This window comes from Nonomuraea sp. NPDC003804, assembly GCF_040610675.1.
Classification (GTDB): Bacteria; Actinomycetota; Actinomycetes; order Streptosporangiales; family Streptosporangiaceae; genus Nonomuraea.
The window spans coordinates 58330-77195 of sequence record NZ_JBEXMT010000042.1 but is presented as its reverse complement, the minus strand read 5'-3'; the positions used below and the strand labels follow the sequence as shown (position 1 = coordinate 77195).

The following is an 18866-nucleotide window of genomic DNA, read 5'->3' as shown; positions in this document are numbered from 1 at the left end:
TAAAAACACCCCCCCCCCTCCCACATTTTCTGTTCTTTTGTGGTTATTTCTGGCTGGTCCTGCGCCCCGGGGGGGCCCCCCGGGGGCCCGCCCCCCCCGCCTCTCAGGTGGACCAGGGATCGTGATCCCTGGTCTCATGGGCGTCAGCCGTTGCCGATGTTGATGTCACCGCTGTTGTTGCTGCCGCCGTTGCCGCCAGGAGCGGAGCTGTCGTGGGCGCCGTTGGCGTTGCCGCCGTTGCCGTGGCCGAGGTTGCCGCCCTCGTTGTGGACTTCGACCCTCTTGCCGCCGTGATCGCCGTGGTCTCCCCCCATGACGTAGGAGGTGGCCGCGCTGGCGGGCTGGGCGGCCAGGGCCATCGGAACGACGAGTGCGGAAGCGGCGAGCGTGACGCCGGCGACGACCTTCTTGATGTCGACCATGAGATATCTCTTTCTGTTGGCTGCTCTGGAGAGCTGTGGTGGTGGTGGAGTGAAGCTCTGGTGAGCTATGTCCACATTTCTAGGCCCACTGACTTGCATGCCGGTTTCATGTCAATAGATGAGGGTTCGAGTTATATGTCGGAATCGCCGATGTGTCAGGGAAATCGGCGGTTCGTCAAGGTGGCGACGTACTCGGTGGTCGCCGATCGTCGGCGATCAGCGTTCGGGAGACGGGCTGGGCAGGGGATGGCTGTGCCGGCTGGCAGCCCTCAGTGCCAGGAGACGCTGGGCGACACGTGGTTCCACGCACCGAGCCGGTCGGGGGTACGGGTGCCGTGCAGTTCGAGGTCGAGCCGGCCATACAGGTGCGCCGGCGGTCCCAGGGACCCTCGATAATCTTCGGGTGCTGCGATTACTGGTGACGCTCCTGACCGTGACTGCGCTTGCCGGCGGCGACCACCTCCTTTCTCACCGGCTCACATTCGATGACTACGCCGTCCGCGCCGTCTGGACCTGGCGCACCAGCGGCGCGGCGGAGATCTGGCGCAACGGTTTCGTGCCGACGGAGGACCTGAGCCAGATGCGGCAGAACGTGGCGGAGCGGATCTCGAGTGATGAGGAGTACGGCTTCGCCGTGGCCGTCCCGCTCCCCGCGACTCCGAAGGAGGCATGGATCCGCTGGGACGACGGCTCCACCATGCGGGTTCCCGTGATCAGCGCACGCCAGGCACTGATCGAACTGTCGCCCTACGACATGGAGGCCTCCGCTCAGGACGATCGGGCATACAAGATGACGGCAGCTACCTTCACGACCATGCGCCTGCGGACCCTGCGCGGCATGGCCACCGTTCCGGCGTGGCGGTTGTCCTTCTCGAACCTGCCCGGCCCGGTCGACCACGCCGCGGTCGACCGGGCCACGCTCGGCACCGTCGAGGAGGCCGTCGGTGACCACCTGTCCTCCGACATCAGAGGCTTTGAGGTGCTCGACGAGCGCACGCTGCGGGTGAGCTACGACTACGGCGTCTGCCTCGGTGAGAAGACGCCGACTGTCCGCCTACGGGTCGACGAGCGGCCCGATGTCGTGGTCCTCGGAATCGAGGTCCACACGCACATCGGCACCGGGCTGTGTGTGGGCGTCGGCGCGTCCGGCGAGGGAGTCGTCCGGCTCCAGGAGCCGCTGGGCAGCCGGGTAGTGCTGGATGCGATGAGTCGGCTCCCCGTCTGCCTCCATTGGTCGGGCCCCTGCCGCGCCGGGTGATCGAGGGCGCTTCCTGGCGCTTACCGCCGCCATTCGGCACCACGGGGCCACCGCCCACCCGCCACCCGATCACGGTCCTGGCCTCGTGCTCTTCACACCCCAAACGTCCGGCGTTTGGCTCCGCCACGCCGCTCTTGCCCGCGGCGAGGAACAGCCGGCCATCCACCAGGGCCATGTCGATCAGAGACAGTCCGTGGCGACCCATGACGGTGAAGCCCTGGTTCGCCGATCCGCGCAGCACGCGCCCGCCCCGGGACTTGCCGCTGATCAGCACGTCGCCGCCCGGGAGGAACGCGATACCGGTGAGTGTGTCTTCGGTGGTCGCCCCGTCCGGATCCTCGAGCACACGCCACCGCTCTCCGTCGAAGTGCAGGATGGTGCTGCCGTACCCCACCGCGTACACGTCGTCGGCGGCCCGTCCGCGGATGCAGCCGATGGGTTTCCTGAGACCGGGATCGTGCTGGGTCCAGACCTCGCCGTCCCAGTGGTAGAGCACGCCGCCGAAGGTGCCGACATGCACGTCCTGCTCCGAACTCCCCCAGATCGCCATCGGGTTGGGGCGCGAGCCGTTGGATTCCTGCGCCGGCAACTCCCCATGCCGCCAGGGGAGATCGCCGTCAGGCACATCGAACTCGAGGTCGGCGATCTCCTCCCCGTCCGGCCAGACCACCGGCGCCGTGGTCCAGACCAGGCCGGTGGTGCTCGTCAGCCAGGGATTCCCCTGCGGCGAACACCACATCTCGCGCAGCGTGTCGTTCGTGGCCAGAACGTTCTCGGCGGGGCCGTCGCTGCCCGCCGGGCGCCGGAACACGTAACCGGCGGCATGGGCCTCGTGCCCGGGCTTGTGGACGATCAGCAGGAAGTAGACGGTGCCCTGGATCTCGTGGACGTACAGGATGTCTTCCTGTATGTCGTTGTCGTCAGCCATGACCTCTTCTTCTTCCAGGACCTCTTACCTCTTCGGCGGTAGTTCCTCCAGCGGGGTGACGGTGCGCCCACCGCGTACCACCGGCAGCCCCCGCACCAGCCGGTCGATCAAATGCTCGTAGCGCAGGCCCGCGTCGGCGAGGTAGAGGTCCTCCCCGGGGTCGTCGCCGTCGGCGATGAGGACTTCTGGCACCAGAAGATCGGACAGGCCGACGCGCGCCGCCGGATCCTCGACGGCCAGGCCACAGCCGTCGAGGTCGAGATAGTCGGGCACCAGAGCCCGCCCGCGCAGACGTCCGCCGATCTCGGGAAGGAACTCGTCCCACATGATCGCCAGAGTGGCACGCAGGTCGCCGAGCACGTCGACGTGCTGGTCGGTGGAGTTGCCGAGGAAGGTCTCGACGTCGATGTTGCCCTGGACCAGGAGGTGTGAGGTGCCGGTGAGGACCAGGTTGGCAGCTTTCAGGTCGCCGAGCACGATCAGCGACGGGCTGCCGTGGTCCAGGTTGAGGATGTTGCCGTCGACGTGGAGGTCGCCGTCGATGACGTATCCGGAGACCGCGCCGTCGATTCCCTCGTACTCGGGTCGGCCGCCTGCCTTGATCCAGGGATTCTGGTGCCGGTACTGGTGGTCGTCCAGCCAGAGCGAGCCGGGCAACGCCGCAGGCCCCGGGTGCAGGATGTACTCGTCCTCGTCCAGGTTGTCGTAGGACGCCTTCGGGAAGCCGCGACGCTCGAACAGAGCGACCGCCTCCGCCCATGTCTGGTAGATCGTCTCCATGGCCGGCACACTAGGCGCCTGCACTGACATCCCACCAACCCCGGCACACCCTCATCCCGCAAGTACGCAACCCGTTACGTACTTCTACTGACAATCACCAGCCCCGAAGTGGTGGCCGATCGGGCGCACCACGGCTCGACTGTGGGCCCCGGCTTGTCCGCGCGGGTTCTCAGAACCTGCTCGTCCAGGTGGTCCAAGCGGGGTCAGGCGGCAAGGCGGCCCAGATGGAAGTGACCGCCTGAGCGGGCGGGCCACTCTCCGGACAGGCACGAACAGCCGGAGAGCGCGATCGGCTGGGGACACGATCGGCCGGCAGGAACGGCGGGCCGCTCCTCGAGCAGGTGCGAAGGGTCAGAGGGCGCGGTCGGCGGGCCACTCGTCGGACAGGGCGGAGTGGACGATGGAGTCGCGCCACCCGTGCGGCGTGTGGACGTGGTGGCGGATGCGGCCTTCCTCGACCATTCCCGCCACCAGCATCGCGAGCTGGGCCGCGGTGTTGGCCGGAGCGCGGGCGCCCCAGATGCGGTGCAGGCCGAGGTGCTTGAAGCCGAAGGTCAGCACCAGCCGGAACAGGTCGGTGCCGATGCCGCGCCCCCACAGGTCGGGCCTGAGACCGAGGCCGATCTCGGCGCTGTGCGGGTGGTCGGCCTCGATGTGCAGGCGGGCCACGCCGATCACGTCGTGGCCGTCGGCCTCGGTGACGGCCAGCACGTACAGGCGGCGGGGGCTGGCGAGGGCCGCCGCGACCGCCTCGCTGACGATCTCGACGACCTCCGCGCGGGTCCGCGGGTCGAACGGCAGGTGCTGGGTCGCGGCGGGATCGCCGTAGACGGCATGCAGAGCGTCGACGTCCTCGGCCGAAATCTCGCGCAGCCCCAGCCGCTTGCCGGTGACGTGGACGCTGCGCATGCGCAGACGGTAACGCCTAGGGGACGATCTTCACAAGTGTTGTCAAGTCGCCAGTTGACTGCCGTAAGCTCGCGCGACAAGTTCGGCCACCGCGCCGTGCGCGCCGAGAGGGTCGGCGTAGCCCGCCTTGACGCTCGCGGCCGCCGACTCCAGCACAGAAGCGTCGGTCTCGTGGCCGATCAGGCAGGGGGAGATGGCCAGGCGCTCGGCCCCGGCGGCGCGCAGGCGCTCGGCGGCCACGGCCACGCCGGGTTCGCTGTCGAGCGAGGCGGCCACGACGGGCAGCGTCAGGCGGGAGGCCAGCAGGACGGCGGTGGCCTGCGCGGCGTGGACGGCCTGCTCCCCGCCCACGGTGCCGAGGATGACGGCGTCGACGGGGCTGGAGACGCTGAGCAGGCGCATGCGGTCGGCCCTGGCCAGCTCCTTCTCGGCGAGCTTGATGTGCAGGGCCTCGGCCAGCAGCGGGTGCGGGCCGAGTGCGTCGGTGACGGTCGCGTCGCTGCCGGTCGCGGCGATGATCTTGGTGGTCTCCTCGGTGACGCGAGGGTCGGACCAGAGCGTCAGGGGGACCACGATCGCGCCGCGATCCTGGGGGAGCTGGTCTGCCAGGTCATGGAGTGTGGCCAGCCGCACCTCGATGTGCGGGTTGTCGACCCGGACCAGCGCGGCGATCTCGGCGGCCGGCTCGCCGGCCTCGCCAGGATTGACGAGCAGCAGGACGGGGGCGTCCGGTGGCAGGGACGTGGGAACGGGCCGGCGGTGGCGACCGCCGCCGGGCCGGGGGGAACGTTCACGTACAGGCAGGCTCACGGCGCGGAGTTTATGGCTATTTGGAAAGCCGCGTGCCCGAAAACGGCGGCGATTGCATTACAACCTCACCAGTCTCACCGGCCAGTCGGGTGACTGAGGTCGCATCGTGACATCCCTGGAGTAAGGCGAGCGCTTGCTCGGGTCGGGTGGCCCGCCCCCATCACCACATCTCCCGAAATATCCGGTCAAATGTGATGCGGGTCACATCTTTTTGCCGTTTACTTCCATGTAATCGATTACCTAAGGTGATGTAATCGATTTCATGGAGGACGCATGGCACGCATCAAGGACGTGGCCGCACACGCGGGCGTCTCGGTGGCCACGGTGTCCCGCGTGCTGAACGACCACCCGTCGGTCACCCCGGAGACCCGCGACCGCGTCTACGCCGCCATGTCGGCGTTGCGGTACGTGCCGAACGCCGTCGCCCGGTCGCTGCGCACCGAGGCGACCAGGACGCTCGGCCTGATCATCGGCGACATCCTCAACCCGTTCTTCACCGAACTGGCCAGAGGGGTGGAGGACGAGGCCAGGCGCGCGGGCTACACCGTCATCATCGGCAACGCCGACGAGCGGGCCGAGGAGCAGGACCACTACGTGCGCACCCTGGTGGGACAGCGCGTCGACGGCCTGCTCATCTGCCCCACCGCCGAGGTGACCCCGCTGGTGCAGGAGCTCGTTTCCACCGCCAGGCCGCTGGTCTTCCTCGACCGCACGATCAGCGGCCTCGACGTGCCGTTCGTGCGCGCCGACGGAGCGCGCGCCATCGCCGGGCTGGTGGCGCATCTGAAGGAGATGGGTCACCGCAGGATCGCCTTCGCCTCCGGCCCGGCCACCCTGTCCACCGGCCGGGAGCGGACCGACGCGTTCGTCGCGGCGATGACCGGGGCCGGCCTCGAGGTCAGGCCGGACTACCTGGCCGCCGGCGACTTCCGCGAAGGCAGCGGGAGGGCGATCACCGCACGCCTGCTCGACCTGACCGAGCCGCCCGAGGCGATCTTCTTCGGCGACAACCTGATGACGCTGGGCGGGCTCGACGAGATCAGGGCGCGCGGCCTGCGCATCCCCGACGACGTGGCCGTCGCCTCCTTCGACGACGTGACGTGGTTCGTCCACGTCGACCCCCCGATCACCGCGATTGCCCAGCCGACCGCCGAACTCGGCCGCCGGGCCGTACGGCTGCTGCTCGACCGCGTCGCGGGACGGCCGGCGGAGTCGGTGGCGCTGCCCGCCGAGCTGGTCATCCGCAGGTCCTGCGAGAGGAAGGGTGCGTGAGATGAGCCAGGAGATCCTCAGGGTCGAGGGCCTGCGCAAGCGTTTCCCCGGTGTCCTCGCCCTCGACGGGGTCGATCTGGCCCTGCGCACGGGCGAGGTGCACGTGCTGCTCGGCGAGAACGGCGCGGGCAAGAGCACGCTGATCAAGATGCTGTCCGGCGCCTACCACCCGGACGAGGGGCGCATCCTGCTCGACGGGCGGCCGGTCGACATCCGTACGGCGGGCGACGCCCAGCGGCTCGGCATCGCCACCATCTACCAGGAGTTCAACCTGGTGCCCGACCTGACCGTCGGCGAGAACCTCTCGCTCGGCCGCCCGCCGCGCCGGTTCGGTTTCGTTGACGTCAAGGCCATGCACGACAAGGCCAGGGAACTGCTCGACCGGGTCGGCCTGGACGTCGACCCCCGCACCAGGATCGGCGCGCTCGGCATCGCCCGCATGCAGATGGTCGAGATCGCCAAGGCGCTGGCGCTGGACGCGCGCGTCCTCATCATGGACGAGCCGACCGCCGTGCTGACCACGAGCGAGGTCGACAGGCTGTTCGCCATCGTCAGGCAGCTGCGCGACAACGGCGTGGCCGTCGTGTTCATCACCCACCACCTCGAGGAGATCGCCCAGATCGGCGACACGGTGACGGTCCTGCGCGACGGGCGTTCGGTGGCCGAGGTGCCCGCCGACACGCCGCAGGACGAGCTGGTCCGGCTCATGGTCGGCAGGCCCATCGACCAGCAGTACCCGCGCGAGGCCGAGCCGCCCGGGCGGCCGCTGCTCAAGGTGGAGGGGCTGACCAGGCGTGGCGCGTTCGAGGACGTCTCCTTCGAGGTGCGGGCGGGCGAGGTCGTCGGGCTCGCGGGGCTGGTGGGCGCGGGCCGTACCGAGCTCGCCCGGGCGATCTTCGGCGCGGACCGTTACGACGAGGGCGAGGTCACGGTCGGCGACAGGCGGCTGCCGCGCGGCGACATCGACGCGGCCATGGAGGCGGGACTCGGCCTGGTGCCGGAGGACCGCAAGGGCCAGGGGCTGGTGCTCGGCGCCGACATCGCCGAGAACCTCGGCCTGGTCACCCTCGGCAGGGCCAGCCGCGCCGGGTTCGTCGACCGCACGGGCCAGCGCAAGGCGGCGGCCAAGGTCGCCGCGCAGCTCGGCGTCCGGATGAGCGGCCTGGAGCAGGAGGTCCGCACGCTCTCCGGCGGCAACCAGCAGAAGGTCGTCATCGGCAAGTGGCTGCTGGCCGACGTCCGCGTGCTCGTCCTCGACGAACCCACGCGCGGCATCGACGTGGGCGCCAAGGTCGAGATCTACCAACTGATCAACTCACTCACCGCCTCGGGCGACGCCGTCCTCATGATCTCCAGCGATCTCCCCGAGGTGATCGGCATGAGCGACAGGGTGCTGGTCATGGCCCGGGGCAGGCTCGTCGGCGAACTCCCCGCCGACGAGGCGACACAGGACGCGGTGATGGCGCTGGCCGTCACCGAGGTGGAGGGTACTCGTGTCCGATAAAGCGAGAGGCTGGCTCTCGGAGAACGGCGCGCTCGTCGCGCTCGTCGTCCTGGCGGTCGCGTTGTCGCTGCTGTCCAGCGACTTCCTCAGCGTGAGCAACCTGCTCAACGTGGGCGTGCAGGCGGCCGTGACCGCCATCCTCGCCTTCGGCGCCACATTCGTGATCATCACCGGCGGCATCGACCTGTCGGTCGGCTCGGTGGCGGCGCTGTCGGCGATCACGCTGGCCTACCTGTCCACCACCTCGGGCCTGCCGTGGCCGCTGGCCACGCTGCTCGGGCTGGCCGTCGGCGTGGCGTGCGGCCTGGCCAACGCCGCGCTCATCGCGTACGGCAAGCTTCCCCCGTTCATCGCCACCCTGGCCATGCTCGGCATCGCCAGAGGCCTCGCGCTCGTCATCTCCGAGGGCAGCCCGATCGCCATGCCGGACGCGGTCTCCCACGTGGGCGACACCGTCGCCGGCTACCTGCCGGTCCCCGTCCTGGTGATGCTCGTCATGGGCGTCATCGCGGCGGTCATCCTCAACCGCACCTACGCGGGCCGGGCGATGTACGCGATCGGCGGCAACGAGGAGGCCGCCAGGCTGTCCGGCATCAAGGTCAACCGGATGAAGCTCGTCACCTACGCCCTGTCGGGCGGCTTCGCCGCCGTGGCGGGCATCGTCCTGGCCAGCCGGCTGGCCTCCGCCCAGCCGCAGGCCGCGGCCGGGTACGAGCTGGACGCCATCGCCGCCGTCGTCATCGGAGGAGCCAGCCTGTCCGGCGGCAAGGGCCGGGCCTTCGGCACCTTCGTCGGCGCGCTCATCCTCGCCGTCCTGCGCAACGGCCTCAACCTCCTGTCCGTCTCCGCCTTCTGGCAGCAGGTCGTGATCGGCGTGGTGATCGCCCTGGCGGTCCTCGTCGACACCCTGCGCCGCAGATCAGCCAACTGAGGGGAAGCACCATCATGAAACTCGGCATCATCGCGGCAGGCGCCGCGCTCGCGCTCGGTCTCGCCGCCTGCGGTTCCGGCGGTTCCAGCGGTTCCGGCGGTTCCACTCCCGCCGGCGGCTCCGGCGACATCAAGATCGGTATGTCGATCTCCACCCTGAACAACCCCTACTTCGTGCAGCTGCGCGCCGGCGCGGAGGAGGAGGCCAAGAAGCTCGGCGTGGCGCTGACCGTCACCGACGCCCAGAACGACGCCTCCCAGCAGGTGAACCAGGTCCAGAACTTCACCAGCCAGAACATGAAGGCGATCGTCATCAACCCGGTCGACTCCGACGCCGCCGCGCCCGCCGTCAAGGCGGCCGACCGGGTCAGCGTCCCGGTGATCGCCGCCGACCGCGGCGTCAACGGCGCCGAGGTGGCGCAGACCGTCGCCTCCGACAACGTCGCGGGCGGCAAGCTGGCCGCGCAGGAGCTGGCCAAGCAGATGGGCGAGAAGGGCAAGGTCGTGGTGCTGCAGGGCGTGCCCGGCACCTCCGCCTCCCGCGACAGGGGCCAGGGCTTCACCGAGGGCATCAAGGCCTACCCGAACATCCAGGTGGTCGCCCAGCAGCCCGCGGACTTCGACCGCACCAAGGGCCTGGACGTCATGACCAACCTCCTGCAGTCGCACCCCGACATCACCGGCGTGTTCGCGGAGAACGACGAGATGGCACTCGGCGCCATCAAGGCGCTCGGCGCGAAGGCCGGCGCGGAGGTCAAGGTCGTCGGCTTCGACGGCACGCCCGACGGGCTGAAGGCCATCCAGGCCGGCACGCTCGCCGCCAGCATCGCCCAGCAGCCCAAGCTCCTCGGCCAGCAGGCCGTCGGCAACGCGGTCAAGGCGGCCAAGGGCGAGAGCCTGCAGAAGGTGGTCGCCGTTCCGGTGAAGGTCGCGACCAAGGACAACCTCTCCGAGTTCACGAGCTGAGCCATGGACGTGGTGGTCGTGGGGTCGGTCAACGCCGATCTCGTGGTGCGGGTCGACCGGCGGCCCGCACCAGGTGAGACGGTGCTGGGCTCCGACCTCGGCACCTTTCCCGGCGGCAAGGGCGCCAACCAGGCCGTCGCGGCCGCCAGGCTCGGCGCGCACGCGGCCCTGCTGGCCAGGACCGGATCCGACCAGTACGGCACGCGCTTGGCCGCGGGGCTGGCCGCCGAGGGCGTCGACACCGGGCACATCCTGTCCACCGACGGGCCCAGCGGGGTCGCGCTCATCACCGTCGGCGCCGACGGCGACAACAGCATCATCGTCTCGCCGGGCGCCAACGCGCGCCTCACACCGGCGGACGTGGCGGCCGCGGCGCCGCTGCTGGCGGAGGCGCCGGTGGTCTCGCTCGTGCTGGAGATCCCGCTCGGCACCGTGACGGCGGCGGCCCGCGCCGCCCGCCGGGCGGTGCTGAACGCCTCCCCGCCGAGGGAACTGCCCGCCGAGCTGCTGGCACTGGCCGACCCGCTGGTGGTCAACGAGCACGAGGCCGCCTTCCTGCTCGCCGTCGCGCCCGCGGACCCAGGCATGGCGGCCGGCGTTCCCGACGACCCCGTCCGGCCTGTCGCCGTGCCCGCTGCCGTGCCCGCTGCCGTGCCCGCTGCTGTGCCCGCTGGCGTGCCCGCTGCCGGGCGCTCCGCCGGGGCCTCGGCTCCGGCCCGCTCCGGGGACCTCTCCGAGGCCGCCGAGGGGGCCGCCGAGGGGGCCGCCGAGGGGGCCGCCGAGAGGGGCGCGGAGGGGGCCGCGCAGGGGGCCTCGGAGCGGGCCGCTGGGATGGCTCGGGCGCTGCTCGGGCTCGGGGCGCGGTCGGTGGTGGTGACGCTGGGCGCGGCGGGCGCCGTGGTGGCGGAGAAGGAGGGGGCCGCCGTCACCGCCGTGCCGAGCCCTCAGGTGGAGGCGGTCGACACCACCGGGGCGGGCGACGCCTTCACCGGAGCGCTCGCCTGGCGCCTGGCCCGCGGCGACAGCCTGACCGAGGCTGCCGCCTTCGCCGTGCGGGTGGGCGCGGCCGCCGTGCGCCGTGAAGGCGCGCAGAGCTCGTATCCACGGCTGGAGGAGTTGTGAAGCGCTCGGGGATTCTCAACGGCGCCCTGGCCGGGCAGCTCGCCAGGCTCGGCCATACCGACCAGGTGCTGGTCTGCGACAGCGGGATGCCGATCCCGCGTGAGGTCGAGACCGTCGACCTGGCGTTCGTGGCCGGCGTGCCGTCCTTCGCGGCCGTGCTGGACGGATTGCTGGCCGAGCTCGTCGTCGAGGGCGCGGTGGCCGCGGGAGAGGTGGCCGAGGCCAACCCCGCCTGCGCGGCCATGCTCGCCGACCGGCTGCCCGGCCTCGTGCACGTGCCGCACGAGGAGCTCAAACGCATGGCCGGGAAGGTCAGGCTCGCCGTGCGGACGGGTGAGGCGCGGCCGTACGCCAACGTCATCCTGCGCTGCGGCGTCTCCTTCTGACCCCGGCCGCCGCGACCGGCCGTGCCGTGACCTGGCGGCCCGCGGAATCGGGGCGCCGGGCCGCGGCGGGGCGGGGAGGGCTCTGGGCTGAGCCGGGTGCGGCGTAACGCGACCACGGCGGCGATGACGATCAGGGTGATTCTCGCGGGAGCCTCCCTGGTGGGCGGCGGTGGCAGCCGCCGCCCACGTCCCTTTCGCGGCTATCCGATGGTTTCGGGAACGGGCTTGTGCACGTCCTCGCTCCTGGGCGCGATGGCGAGGCCGAAGGCGGTGACGGCCAGGGCGATCACCACGTAGACGGAGACGGCGAGGGTCGTCTGGTAGGTGGCGTGGAGCTTGAGCGCGATGATCGGGGCGAGGGCGCCGCCGACGATGCCGGCCACCTGGTAGCCCATCGACGCGCCGCTGTAGCGCAGGCGGGTGCTGAACAGCTCGGCGATGAAGGCGGCCTGCGGGCCGTACATCGCCGCGTGGGTCACCAGCGCGACCACGGCCGCCAGCACGATGAGCGGGAAGGACCTGGTGTCGAGCAGCTGGAAGAAGACGAACACCCAGACGGCCGCGCCGATCACGCCCGCGAGGTAGACGGTGCGCCTGCCGTACCGGTCGGAGAGCGCGCCGAACAGCGGGATCAGCACGAGCTGGCAGGCCGAGCCGATGAGGACGGCGTTGAGGCCGACCGAGCGGTCCATGCCGAGCACGGTCGTGAGGTAGAGCAGGATGTAGATGGTGAAGGTGTAGAAGGCCACGTCGACGCCGATGCGGGCGGTGAAGGCCGACAGCAGCGCGCGGGGGTGCCTGCGCAGCACCTCGATCAGCGGCATCCTGGCCTTGACGCCCTTCCGCTCCACCTCCTGGAACAGCGGCGACTCGGTGATCTTCACCCGGACCCAGAGGCCGACCAGCACCAGCACGCCCGACAGCAGGAACGGCACCCGCCAGCCCCATGACAGGAAGGCCTGCTCGGACATGGTGGCGTCCAGGATGCCCAGCAGGGCGGTGGCCAGGATGAAGCCCGCGGGGACGCCGACCTGCGGCCAGCTGGCGTTGAAGCCGCGCCGCCGCGGGTCGCCGTGCTCGATGGACATGATGACCGCGCCGCCCCACTCGCCGCCCAGGCCGAGGCCCTGGACGAACCTGAGCGCGCCGAGGAGGACCGGCGCCGCCGCCCCGATGGCGTCGTAGGTCGGCAGCACGCCGATGAGGACGGTCGAGATGCCCATCACCAGCAGCGTGACCACGAGCACCGTCTTGCGGCCGACCTTGTCGCCGAAGTGGCCGAAGACGATGCCGCCGAGCGGGCGGGCCACGAAGGCGACGGCGTTGGTGACCAGGGCCAGCAGGGTCGCGTTGAGCGGGTCGAAGGTCGGGAAGAACAGCTTGCCGAACACCAGCGACGCCGCCGTGCTGTAGAGGAAGAAGTCGTACCACTCCAGCGACGTGCCGATCAGGCTGGCGAGGATCACTCGCCGCGTCTGGTGCATAGTCATCGCTCCTAGAGATGGGGGGTGTTCTTTTGAATCTAAGGATCGTTGAACAATTCGACAAGGGTTTTGTTCGATGATTCCCTGAGGGGTGTGGAGAACGTGGTCGCGGCGCTTGAACACGAACGGGTCCGTCTGGGGCGCAGCAGCACGGCCGAGCGAGTGGCCGACATCCTGCGCGAGCACATCATCGAGGGGCTGTTCGCCCCCGGCCAGCGGCTGTCGGAGGAGGCCATCGGCAACGCGCTCGGCGTCTCCCGCAACACCCTCCGCGAGGCCTTCCGGCTCCTCGGCCACGAGCGGCTGCTCGACCACAAGCTCAACCGCGGCGTCTTCGTCCGCGTGCTGTCGGCCGCCGACGTCGCCGACCTCTACCAGATGCGCCGGGTTCTCGAAGGGGCCGCGGTACGGCGCACCGCCTCGCCCGAGGCGCTGGCCCTGATCAAGGAGACGGTGGAGGAGGCCGAGCGGTCCGCGCTGGCCGACCGCTGGCAGGACGTCGGCACCGCCAACAGCCGCTTCCACCAGGCGCTGGTCGCGCTCCACCGCAGCCCGCGGCTGAACGAGGCGATGCGCCAGCTGCTGGCCGAGCTGCGCCTGGTCTTCCACGTCATGAGCAATCCGCGCGCGCTGCACGAGCCGTTCGTCGAGCGCAACCGGCAGCTGCTGGAGCTGCTGGCGGCGGGGCGGGCCGACGAGGCCGGCACCTTCCTCGAGAGCTACCTCGACGACGCCGAACGGCTGCTGCTGCACGCCTACGAGCCGCTGGACGCGTCCGGCACGCGATGACCGGCTGAGCCGTGTCCCAGCTGTGACCAACCTCTCCGCCTCGCCGGCAGTCCAACCCGGTGAAGGAGGAGAGGCACCATGCGAAGGACACTTCTGGGGGCGGCGGTGGTCGCGGTGGCGGCCGCGGGACTGCCCGCCCTGGCCCACGCCGACAGTGCGGGGACGGCCGGCGCCGCGTGGGTGGGCTCGTGCGTCAGCCCGGACGAGAGCAGCCGCGCCTGCGGGGCCTGGCGGTTACGGCTGCGCTCGGGCAAGCAGGTCACGGTCGCCGACGCGGCCGCCACCTCGGTCGACGCCGCAGGGCGCGCGACCGACGAGACCGGCGCGTTCGCCGTCAGCGCCGACGGCCGGTGGATCGTCTACGAGCGCGGGAGCGACCACCGCCTGGCCGTGCGCAGGGCGGCAGGCGGCCGCGTCACGCTGCTACCCAAGTCGCTGACCAGGCTCGGCACCGACGTCCTGACGGTCCGGCTGTCGCCCTCGGGCGACCGGGTCCTGCTGGAGTACGACGACACCGACGCCAAGGAGCCCGGCAAGATCGTCACGGTGGCCACGGGGAAGATCGTGGAGCTGTCGGCGGGGGACGATCTGGAGGGCTTCAGCGCCGACGGCGACGAGGTGCTCGCCCAGCGCTACAACAACGACAACACCACCACGCTGCTCGCCGTCGGGCTGGACGGCAGCAGGTTCGCGCAGGTCCCGCCGCAGGTGGTGATCAACGCCGCCGCGCGGGCGCTGGCGGCCGACGGCCGCACGGTGGCGGTACTCGCGGGGGAGAGGCCCAGGCTGCGGCTCTACGACCTGAGCACGGACCGGCTGGCCGCGGCGGTCGACGTGCCGCTGCCCAAGGGCAGCGAGGTCTACCACATCCAGTGGAGCGGCGCCGACCGGCTGACGGTCAAGACGCAGTCGGGCGGGGACGACAAGCCGACGGTGGTACGGGTGCTCACCGTCGACACGGCGACGGGCGCGGTCAAGCCCGTGGAGACCTTCACGTTCACCGCCAGGCAGCACGCCTGGATGACGGCGGGAGAGTGACGAGATGAAGCTCAGGATCCTGGCGGCCGTCGCCGTCGCCATGGCGGTGCTCGGCGTGCCGGGCCAGGTCGCGGTCGCCGACCCCGGTCAGGCGACGGGTCACGACCGGGGACATGACCACGCCCAGAGCAGGGGCGACGCCATCCGCTACGCCTCCGCCCAGGGCTGCCCGCAGAAGGACGGCACCGCCGTGCCCTGCGGCACCTGGCGGCTGGTCTCCCACAAGGGCGAGGTCACGCCGCTGAAGGACGCGCAGCTGCGCGCGTTGGGCGCGGACGGCAAGCCCGTCGACTACGCCGTCGCGCCCGTCGCGGTCTCCGGCGACGGCACCCGGGTCGCCTACTTCACCAAGGCCGGCCACCTGGCCGTCCGCACCGTGAAGGGCGGTGTCCGCGTGCTGCCGAAGGACGCGCTGCCACCCAGGACCAGCCAGTACGACGTGACGCTGCAGCTGTCCGACGACGGGGCCAGGCTCGCCGTCGTCGCCGGCAGGGCGCAGGTGTTCGACACCGCGACCGGCGCCAGGCTCGGGACGCTGCCCAGGAACAGCGTCTTCGTCGGCTTCAGCGGCGACGGGGAGAAGGTGCTGGCCACCATGGACGGCGCGGAGTCGGTGCTGGAGATGCACGTCTACGATCCGGCGGGCCGGCGGCTGCTGAGCGACACGCCGCCGCAGCTGGTGTCGGCCAACGGCCCGCACGCGCTGCACGCCGACGGCAGGACGATCGCGGTGCTGGTCGGGGGGACCAAGGTGAAGCTCTACGACCTGGCGGACGGCCAGGTCGTCGGAGGCCACGCGATCAAGCTGCCCAAGGAGGGCACGGTCCACAAGCTCGACTGGACCGGCGACAACCAGGTGACCCTGCACGTCTCCCAGTACCCCACGGGCAAGGCCACCAGGATGACCGTCCTGCAGCACGACGTGACCTCGGGCGCGACCAGGGTCCGCGACAGCTACTCGATGCTCAAGGACACGTTCGTCTTCGCCGCCTGCGGCGGCTGAGCGCGGCCCGCCCGCCGTACCCTCTTTGCCGGGTACGGCGGGCGGTCGGCACAATGCCCGCATGACCGACAGGACCGTGCGGATCTCCAAGTACTTGGCCAGGCACCTGCGCCACGACCCCGCCGCCATCGGGATCACGCTGGACGAGCACGGCTGGGTGCCGATCGACGAGCTGCTGGCGGCCGCGGCCAGGCACGGCTTCCCCATCACCAGGGATGAGCTCGACACGGTGGTGGCCGACAACGACAAGCGGCGCTACGCGATCAACGGCGACCGCATCAGGGCGAGCCAGGGCCACTCCGTGCCCGTCGACCTGGGACTGGCGCCGGTGGAGCCGCCGCACGTCCTCTACCACGGCACCGTCGGGCGCAACCTGGCCGCCATCAGGCGCTCGGGCCTGCTGCCGATGACCAGGAGGCACGTCCATCTGTCGGCCGACAGGCAGACGGCGGTGCGGGTCGGCTCCCGGCGCGGCGTCCCGGTGGTGCTGGTCGTCGACGCGCGGGCGATGCACGCGGCCGGGCACGAGTTCGTGGTCAGCGCCAACGGGGTGTGGCTCACCGACGCCGTGCCGGCTGCTTACCTGCGGTTCCCCGGCTGATCGGTGCAGACGGGGGGATGGACGAGGGTCCTGCGGGTGGCCGGAGGGCACGCGCGCTGAGACGGCGCCGTCGCGGCCTGGGGGAGCGTTCTGCGGGGGGAACGTTCTGCGGGGGGAACAGGGTGGCCGGTCCGAAGGGACCGGCCCGAGCCCGTGGGTGGCCCCCGTCACCGGAGCGGCGCGTGGCCGTCCTGGCGACAGGGCCGGGGGGAATGCGGGGGAAGGGGAAGCGTCAGCCGCCGTAGCTGGGGTAGCCGTAGCCGACGACCTGCGACTTCGGGCGGACTCGCTGCTCGACGGCGCCGTTGCCGGTGTTGCCCTCGATGGTGCTGATCGTGCCGTCGCCGTTGTCCTTCTCGACGAAGCCGACGTGGTCGATGGAGTCGAGGCGCTTGCTGCCGTCCCAGGCGAAGAAGACGACGGCGCCGGGCTTGGGCGCGGTGCCCCAGCGCTTGTTGGCCTTGAACCACTTGGCGTGGGTCACCGTGTAGGCGTCCCAGCCGACCTGCGTGCGGGCGCCGGTCATCTCACCGACCCACGAGACGAACATCGCGCACCACGGGGCGTTGGCGTACGCGCTGACGTCGCCGCCGTCCCTGACGACCGTCTCCCTGGCGCGCTGCGATCCGACGTACCAGTTCTGGAACTTGGTTCCGCCGCCCGCGGAGTTCTCCTTGACGCCGACCTGCTTCTTGGCCTCGGAGAGAACGACGGTGGCGGACGGGATGACCTTGGCCTCCGGCCTGGCGGCGGCGGGCTTGCCGGCCTCCTCCTTGGGCGCCTTGGCGAGGACGGCTACCCGCTGGCTCTCGGACAGCGGGAGCTTCTCGGCCTGGGCGGCGGTGGGAACGAACGAGCCGGCGATGACGACGGCGCCGAGCGCGGCATGCGCGTAGGTGAGCTTCGGGGCACGGCTACGGCTGTGCTTTGCCATGGGAAGGGGAACTCCTTGCTAGCTTCCTGCCGCTTACCGGGTTAGCTGACGGGTTCGGACGCGAAGCTGCCCTACGGCACGGTGTGCCGATTCACCCCAGAGGAAGTGGGTCCCCGGTTCCGCATGGTGCGGATTCAGCGGTCACAGGCGAACCTGTGATGATTGCAATGACAGGCAATGTCCGGAATGCCCGGTTTATGCCTTGAGTGAGCCTAAGGTAATACACGAGGCAAGTAGCTTACAAATTGATAAAGGTCCGGCGATCATTTACGGTCAGGTCATGTCGCCACAGGACCTGTTCAACAGGGGGCTGCGGGAAGACGGACACCGTCCGGACGAAGCCCGGCGATGGTATCTCCTGGCGATCGCATCGGGCCATCCGGCCGCCGTCCAGCGGGCGGCCTTCAACCTCGCGCTGATCGAGGACGAGAGCGGCCACCTCGACGCGGCCCGCCACTGGTACGGCAGGGCCGGCACGCCCAGGGCGATGTTCAACCTCGGCGTCCTGGAGGACTGCTGCGGCAACACCGACGCGGCCCGGCGCTGGTACGCCAGAGCCATCGAAACCGGCCACGAGGAGGCCGCGCCGCGTGCCATGTTCAACCTCGGCCTGCTGGAGGGCAGGGAGGGCCGCCCCGACCGGGCCCGCGCCCACTTCCGGGCGGCCGCGGGCTCCGGCCACGCCGAGGCGGCGGCCCGCGCTACCGAGCGCCTAGCCTGACCCTGGCGTCCTCCAGCATCCGCATCATCGCCAGGCTCTCGTCCAGCGGCATGACCGAGCTCTCCGTCCTGCCCTCGGCCAGCGCGGCGCGCACCTCGCGCACCTCCTCGGCGTAGCCGTTCATGGCGGGGTCCAGGACGAGCTCCTCCGGCTCCACGCCCGGCCCCGACAGCACGATGCGCCGCGGCGCCCAGAACGGCGCGGCGATGTCGGCCCGCAGCCCCGTCCCCACCACGGTCGCGGTGTTGGCCAGCGGGCTGAGCAGCGAGGTTTCGACCAGCGCCCTGGTGCCGCCCGCGTAGGTGAGCAGCGCCGCCACCTCGGCGTCCACGCCCGAGGGGCCGAGCGATCCGGTGAGATGCGTCTCAGCCGGCTCGCCGAGCAGCAGCTGCGCCAGCCCGAACGGGTAGATCCCCAGGTCGAGCAGCACCCCGCCGCCGAGCGCGGGGTTCCAGAGCCGGTGCTCGGCCGTGTAAGGCTGGACGAAGCCGAACGAGGCCTGCACCGAGCGCAGCTCCCCGAACCTCTCCTCCGTCAGCAGCGCCCTGATCAGCGGGTTGAAGCGCATCCACATCGCTTCCATCAGGAACACGCCCGCCTGCCTGGCCAGCTTCACCATCCGCTCGGCGTCGGCCACGCTCGCGGCGAGAGGTTTCTCACACAGCACGGCCTTGCCCGCCGCGATGGCCGCCTCGGCCACCTCCAGATGCTGGGCGTGCGGGGTGGCCACGTAGATCACGTCGACGGCGGGGTCCTGGCATAGCTGGGCGTAGGAGCCGTAGGCCGCGTCCGCGCCGAGCGCCGCCGCCAGCTCCGCGGCCCTGCCCTGGTCGCGGGAGCCGACCGCGGCCACCCGCATGCCGGGCTCCGCGGCGATCACCGCGCCGACCGTCCTGGCGATCCCGCCCGTGGCCGCGATGCCCCACGCTAACTCACGCATGACAAACCTCCCTTTCCGCGATCAATCCTCCCTTATCGCGGACATGCGAACGGCCCGCGCCGGCGGCGC

Annotated in this window: 20 protein-coding genes and 1 riboswitch; of the genes, 13 read left to right on the top strand and 7 right to left on the bottom strand. The window is 70.9% G+C overall.

Annotated features, from left to right (window positions below; all coding sequences use genetic code 11):
* Window positions 1-143: 143 nt before the first annotated feature.
* A complete protein-coding gene (locus ABZX22_RS40140) occupies window positions 144-422 on the bottom strand; it encodes a hypothetical protein (protein ID WP_354920754.1) in 279 nt (92 codons plus the stop codon).
* Between the two features lie 403 nt (window positions 423-825).
* Here ABZX22_RS40140 and ABZX22_RS40135 point away from each other — a divergent pair, with 403 nt between their 5' ends.
* On the top strand, window positions 826-1680 hold the full coding sequence (locus ABZX22_RS40135) for a hypothetical protein (protein ID WP_354920751.1): 855 nt from the start codon (window positions 826-828) through the stop codon (window positions 1678-1680).
* A gap of 85 nt (window positions 1681-1765) precedes the next feature.
* Window positions 1766-2650, top strand: coding sequence for a hypothetical protein (locus tag ABZX22_RS40130; protein WP_354920748.1), 885 nt, complete (start codon window positions 1766-1768; stop codon window positions 2648-2650).
* Here ABZX22_RS40130 and ABZX22_RS40125 read toward each other — a convergent pair.
* The 3 genes from ABZX22_RS40125 to ABZX22_RS40115 form a co-directional block, all read right to left on the bottom strand.
* Window positions 2633-3388, bottom strand: coding sequence for a hypothetical protein (locus ABZX22_RS40125; protein ID WP_354920745.1), 756 nt, complete (start codon window positions 3386-3388; stop codon window positions 2633-2635). The two genes, ABZX22_RS40130 and ABZX22_RS40125, sit on opposite strands and share 18 nt — an antisense overlap.
* A gap of 351 nt (window positions 3389-3739) precedes the next feature.
* Window positions 3740-4297 carry a GNAT family protein gene (locus ABZX22_RS40120; protein ID WP_354920742.1) on the bottom strand — a complete coding sequence of 186 codons (558 nt, stop codon included), beginning with the start codon at window positions 4295-4297 and terminating at the stop codon, window positions 3740-3742.
* A gap of 42 nt (window positions 4298-4339) precedes the next feature.
* The gene (locus tag ABZX22_RS40115; RefSeq protein ID WP_354920739.1) at window positions 4340-5107 is read right to left on the bottom strand and encodes a hypothetical protein; all 768 of its coding nucleotides are present in this window, start codon (window positions 5105-5107) and stop codon (window positions 4340-4342) included.
* 273 nt (window positions 5108-5380) lie between these two features.
* On the opposite strand from ABZX22_RS40115, the gene ABZX22_RS40110 reads away from it, so the two are divergent.
* The 6 genes from ABZX22_RS40110 to rbsD are packed head-to-tail and all read left to right on the top strand — an operon-like array spanning window position 5381 to window position 11287.
* Window positions 5381-6379, top strand: coding sequence for a LacI family DNA-binding transcriptional regulator (locus ABZX22_RS40110; protein WP_354920736.1), 999 nt, complete (start codon window positions 5381-5383; stop codon window positions 6377-6379).
* A gap of 1 nt (window position 6380) precedes the next feature.
* The gene (locus ABZX22_RS40105; RefSeq protein ID WP_354920733.1) at window positions 6381-7883 is read left to right on the top strand and encodes a sugar ABC transporter ATP-binding protein; all 1503 of its coding nucleotides are present in this window, start codon (window positions 6381-6383) and stop codon (window positions 7881-7883) included.
* Window positions 7873-8814: an ABC transporter permease gene (locus ABZX22_RS40100; RefSeq protein WP_354920730.1), complete on the top strand. Its 942-nt coding sequence runs from the start codon at window positions 7873-7875 to the stop codon at window positions 8812-8814. The genes ABZX22_RS40105 and ABZX22_RS40100 overlap by 11 nt, the downstream gene beginning before the upstream one ends.
* A 14-nt stretch (window positions 8815-8828) precedes the next feature.
* Window positions 8829-9779 (top strand): substrate-binding domain-containing protein, encoded by a 951-nt coding sequence (locus ABZX22_RS40095; protein WP_354920728.1) that lies wholly within the window; start codon window positions 8829-8831, stop codon window positions 9777-9779.
* A 3-nt stretch (window positions 9780-9782) separates the two neighbouring features.
* A complete protein-coding gene (locus ABZX22_RS40090; protein ID WP_354920725.1) occupies window positions 9783-10901 on the top strand; it encodes a ribokinase in 1119 nt (372 codons plus the stop codon).
* On the top strand, window positions 10898-11287 hold the full coding sequence (gene rbsD / locus ABZX22_RS40085) for a D-ribose pyranase (RefSeq protein WP_354920722.1): 390 nt from the start codon (window positions 10898-10900) through the stop codon (window positions 11285-11287). Before ABZX22_RS40090 ends, rbsD begins: the two co-directional genes overlap by 4 nt.
* A 200-nt stretch (window positions 11288-11487) precedes the next feature.
* Here rbsD and ABZX22_RS40080 read toward each other — a convergent pair whose 3' ends face one another.
* The gene (locus ABZX22_RS40080; protein ID WP_354920719.1) at window positions 11488-12777 is read right to left on the bottom strand and encodes an MFS transporter; all 1290 of its coding nucleotides are present in this window, start codon (window positions 12775-12777) and stop codon (window positions 11488-11490) included.
* 87 nt (window positions 12778-12864) lie between these two features.
* Between ABZX22_RS40080 and ABZX22_RS40075 the strand changes: the two genes are divergently transcribed.
* From ABZX22_RS40075 to ABZX22_RS40060, 4 genes are all read left to right on the top strand, one after another.
* Entirely contained in the window at window positions 12865-13560 is a 696-nt protein-coding gene (locus tag ABZX22_RS40075) for a GntR family transcriptional regulator (protein ID WP_354920716.1), read from the top strand.
* A gap of 78 nt (window positions 13561-13638) precedes the next feature.
* A complete protein-coding gene (locus tag ABZX22_RS40070; protein ID WP_354920713.1) occupies window positions 13639-14598 on the top strand; it encodes a hypothetical protein in 960 nt (319 codons plus the stop codon).
* A 4-nt stretch (window positions 14599-14602) separates the two neighbouring features.
* Window positions 14603-15601, top strand: coding sequence for a hypothetical protein (locus ABZX22_RS40065; RefSeq protein WP_354920710.1), 999 nt, complete (start codon window positions 14603-14605; stop codon window positions 15599-15601).
* Window positions 15602-15662: 61 nt separating this feature from the next.
* Entirely contained in the window at window positions 15663-16202 is a 540-nt protein-coding gene (locus ABZX22_RS40060; RefSeq protein WP_354920707.1) for an RNA 2'-phosphotransferase, read from the top strand.
* 232 nt (window positions 16203-16434) lie between these two features.
* On the opposite strand, the gene ABZX22_RS40055 is transcribed toward ABZX22_RS40060, so the two are convergent.
* On the bottom strand, window positions 16435-17136 hold the full coding sequence (locus tag ABZX22_RS40055; protein WP_354920704.1) for a CHAP domain-containing protein: 702 nt from the start codon (window positions 17134-17136) through the stop codon (window positions 16435-16437).
* A gap of 15 nt (window positions 17137-17151) precedes the next feature.
* Window positions 17152-17286: riboswitch (cyclic di-AMP (ydaO/yuaA leader) on the bottom strand.
* 130 nt (window positions 17287-17416) lie between these two features.
* On the opposite strand from ABZX22_RS40055, the gene ABZX22_RS40050 reads away from it, so the two are divergent.
* Window positions 17417-17857, top strand: a complete 441-nt coding sequence (locus ABZX22_RS40050; protein ID WP_354920701.1) for a hypothetical protein — start codon at window positions 17417-17419, stop codon at window positions 17855-17857.
* Here the strand turns inward: ABZX22_RS40050 and ABZX22_RS40045 are convergent.
* The gene (locus ABZX22_RS40045) at window positions 17838-18797 is read right to left on the bottom strand and encodes a Gfo/Idh/MocA family oxidoreductase (RefSeq protein WP_354920698.1); all 960 of its coding nucleotides are present in this window, start codon (window positions 18795-18797) and stop codon (window positions 17838-17840) included. The genes ABZX22_RS40050 and ABZX22_RS40045 overlap by 20 nt on opposite strands.
* Window positions 18798-18866: the final 69 nt, after the last annotated feature.

Bases quoted from the DNA above. Each gene is read 5' to 3' on its own strand.
- ABZX22_RS40140 (WP_354920754.1), bottom strand. From the start codon at position 422: ATGGTCGACATCAAGAAGGTCGTCGCCGGCGTCACGCTCGCCGCTTCC.
- ABZX22_RS40125 (WP_354920745.1), bottom strand. From the start codon at position 3,388: ATGGAGACGATCTACCAGACATGGGCGGAGGCGGTCGCTCTGTTCGAG.
- ABZX22_RS40120 (WP_354920742.1), bottom strand. From the start codon at position 4,297: ATGCGCAGCGTCCACGTCACCGGCAAGCGGCTGGGGCTGCGCGAGATT.
- ABZX22_RS40110 (WP_354920736.1), top strand. From the start codon at position 5,381: ATGGCACGCATCAAGGACGTGGCCGCACACGCGGGCGTCTCGGTGGCC.
- ABZX22_RS40105 (WP_354920733.1), top strand. From the start codon at position 6,381: ATGAGCCAGGAGATCCTCAGGGTCGAGGGCCTGCGCAAGCGTTTCCCC.
- ABZX22_RS40095 (WP_354920728.1), top strand. From the start codon at position 8,829: ATGAAACTCGGCATCATCGCGGCAGGCGCCGCGCTCGCGCTCGGTCTC.
- ABZX22_RS40090 (WP_354920725.1), top strand. From the start codon at position 9,783: ATGGACGTGGTGGTCGTGGGGTCGGTCAACGCCGATCTCGTGGTGCGG.
- ABZX22_RS40080 (WP_354920719.1), bottom strand. From the start codon at position 12,777: ATGACTATGCACCAGACGCGGCGAGTGATCCTCGCCAGCCTGATCGGC.
- ABZX22_RS40070 (WP_354920713.1), top strand. From the start codon at position 13,639: ATGCGAAGGACACTTCTGGGGGCGGCGGTGGTCGCGGTGGCGGCCGCG.
- ABZX22_RS40065 (WP_354920710.1), top strand. From the start codon at position 14,603: ATGAAGCTCAGGATCCTGGCGGCCGTCGCCGTCGCCATGGCGGTGCTC.
- ABZX22_RS40060 (WP_354920707.1), top strand. From the start codon at position 15,663: ATGACCGACAGGACCGTGCGGATCTCCAAGTACTTGGCCAGGCACCTG.
- ABZX22_RS40055 (WP_354920704.1), bottom strand. From the start codon at position 17,136: ATGGCAAAGCACAGCCGTAGCCGTGCCCCGAAGCTCACCTACGCGCAT.
- ABZX22_RS40050 (WP_354920701.1), top strand. From the start codon at position 17,417: ATGTCGCCACAGGACCTGTTCAACAGGGGGCTGCGGGAAGACGGACAC.
- ABZX22_RS40045 (WP_354920698.1), bottom strand. From the start codon at position 18,797: ATGCGTGAGTTAGCGTGGGGCATCGCGGCCACGGGCGGGATCGCCAGG.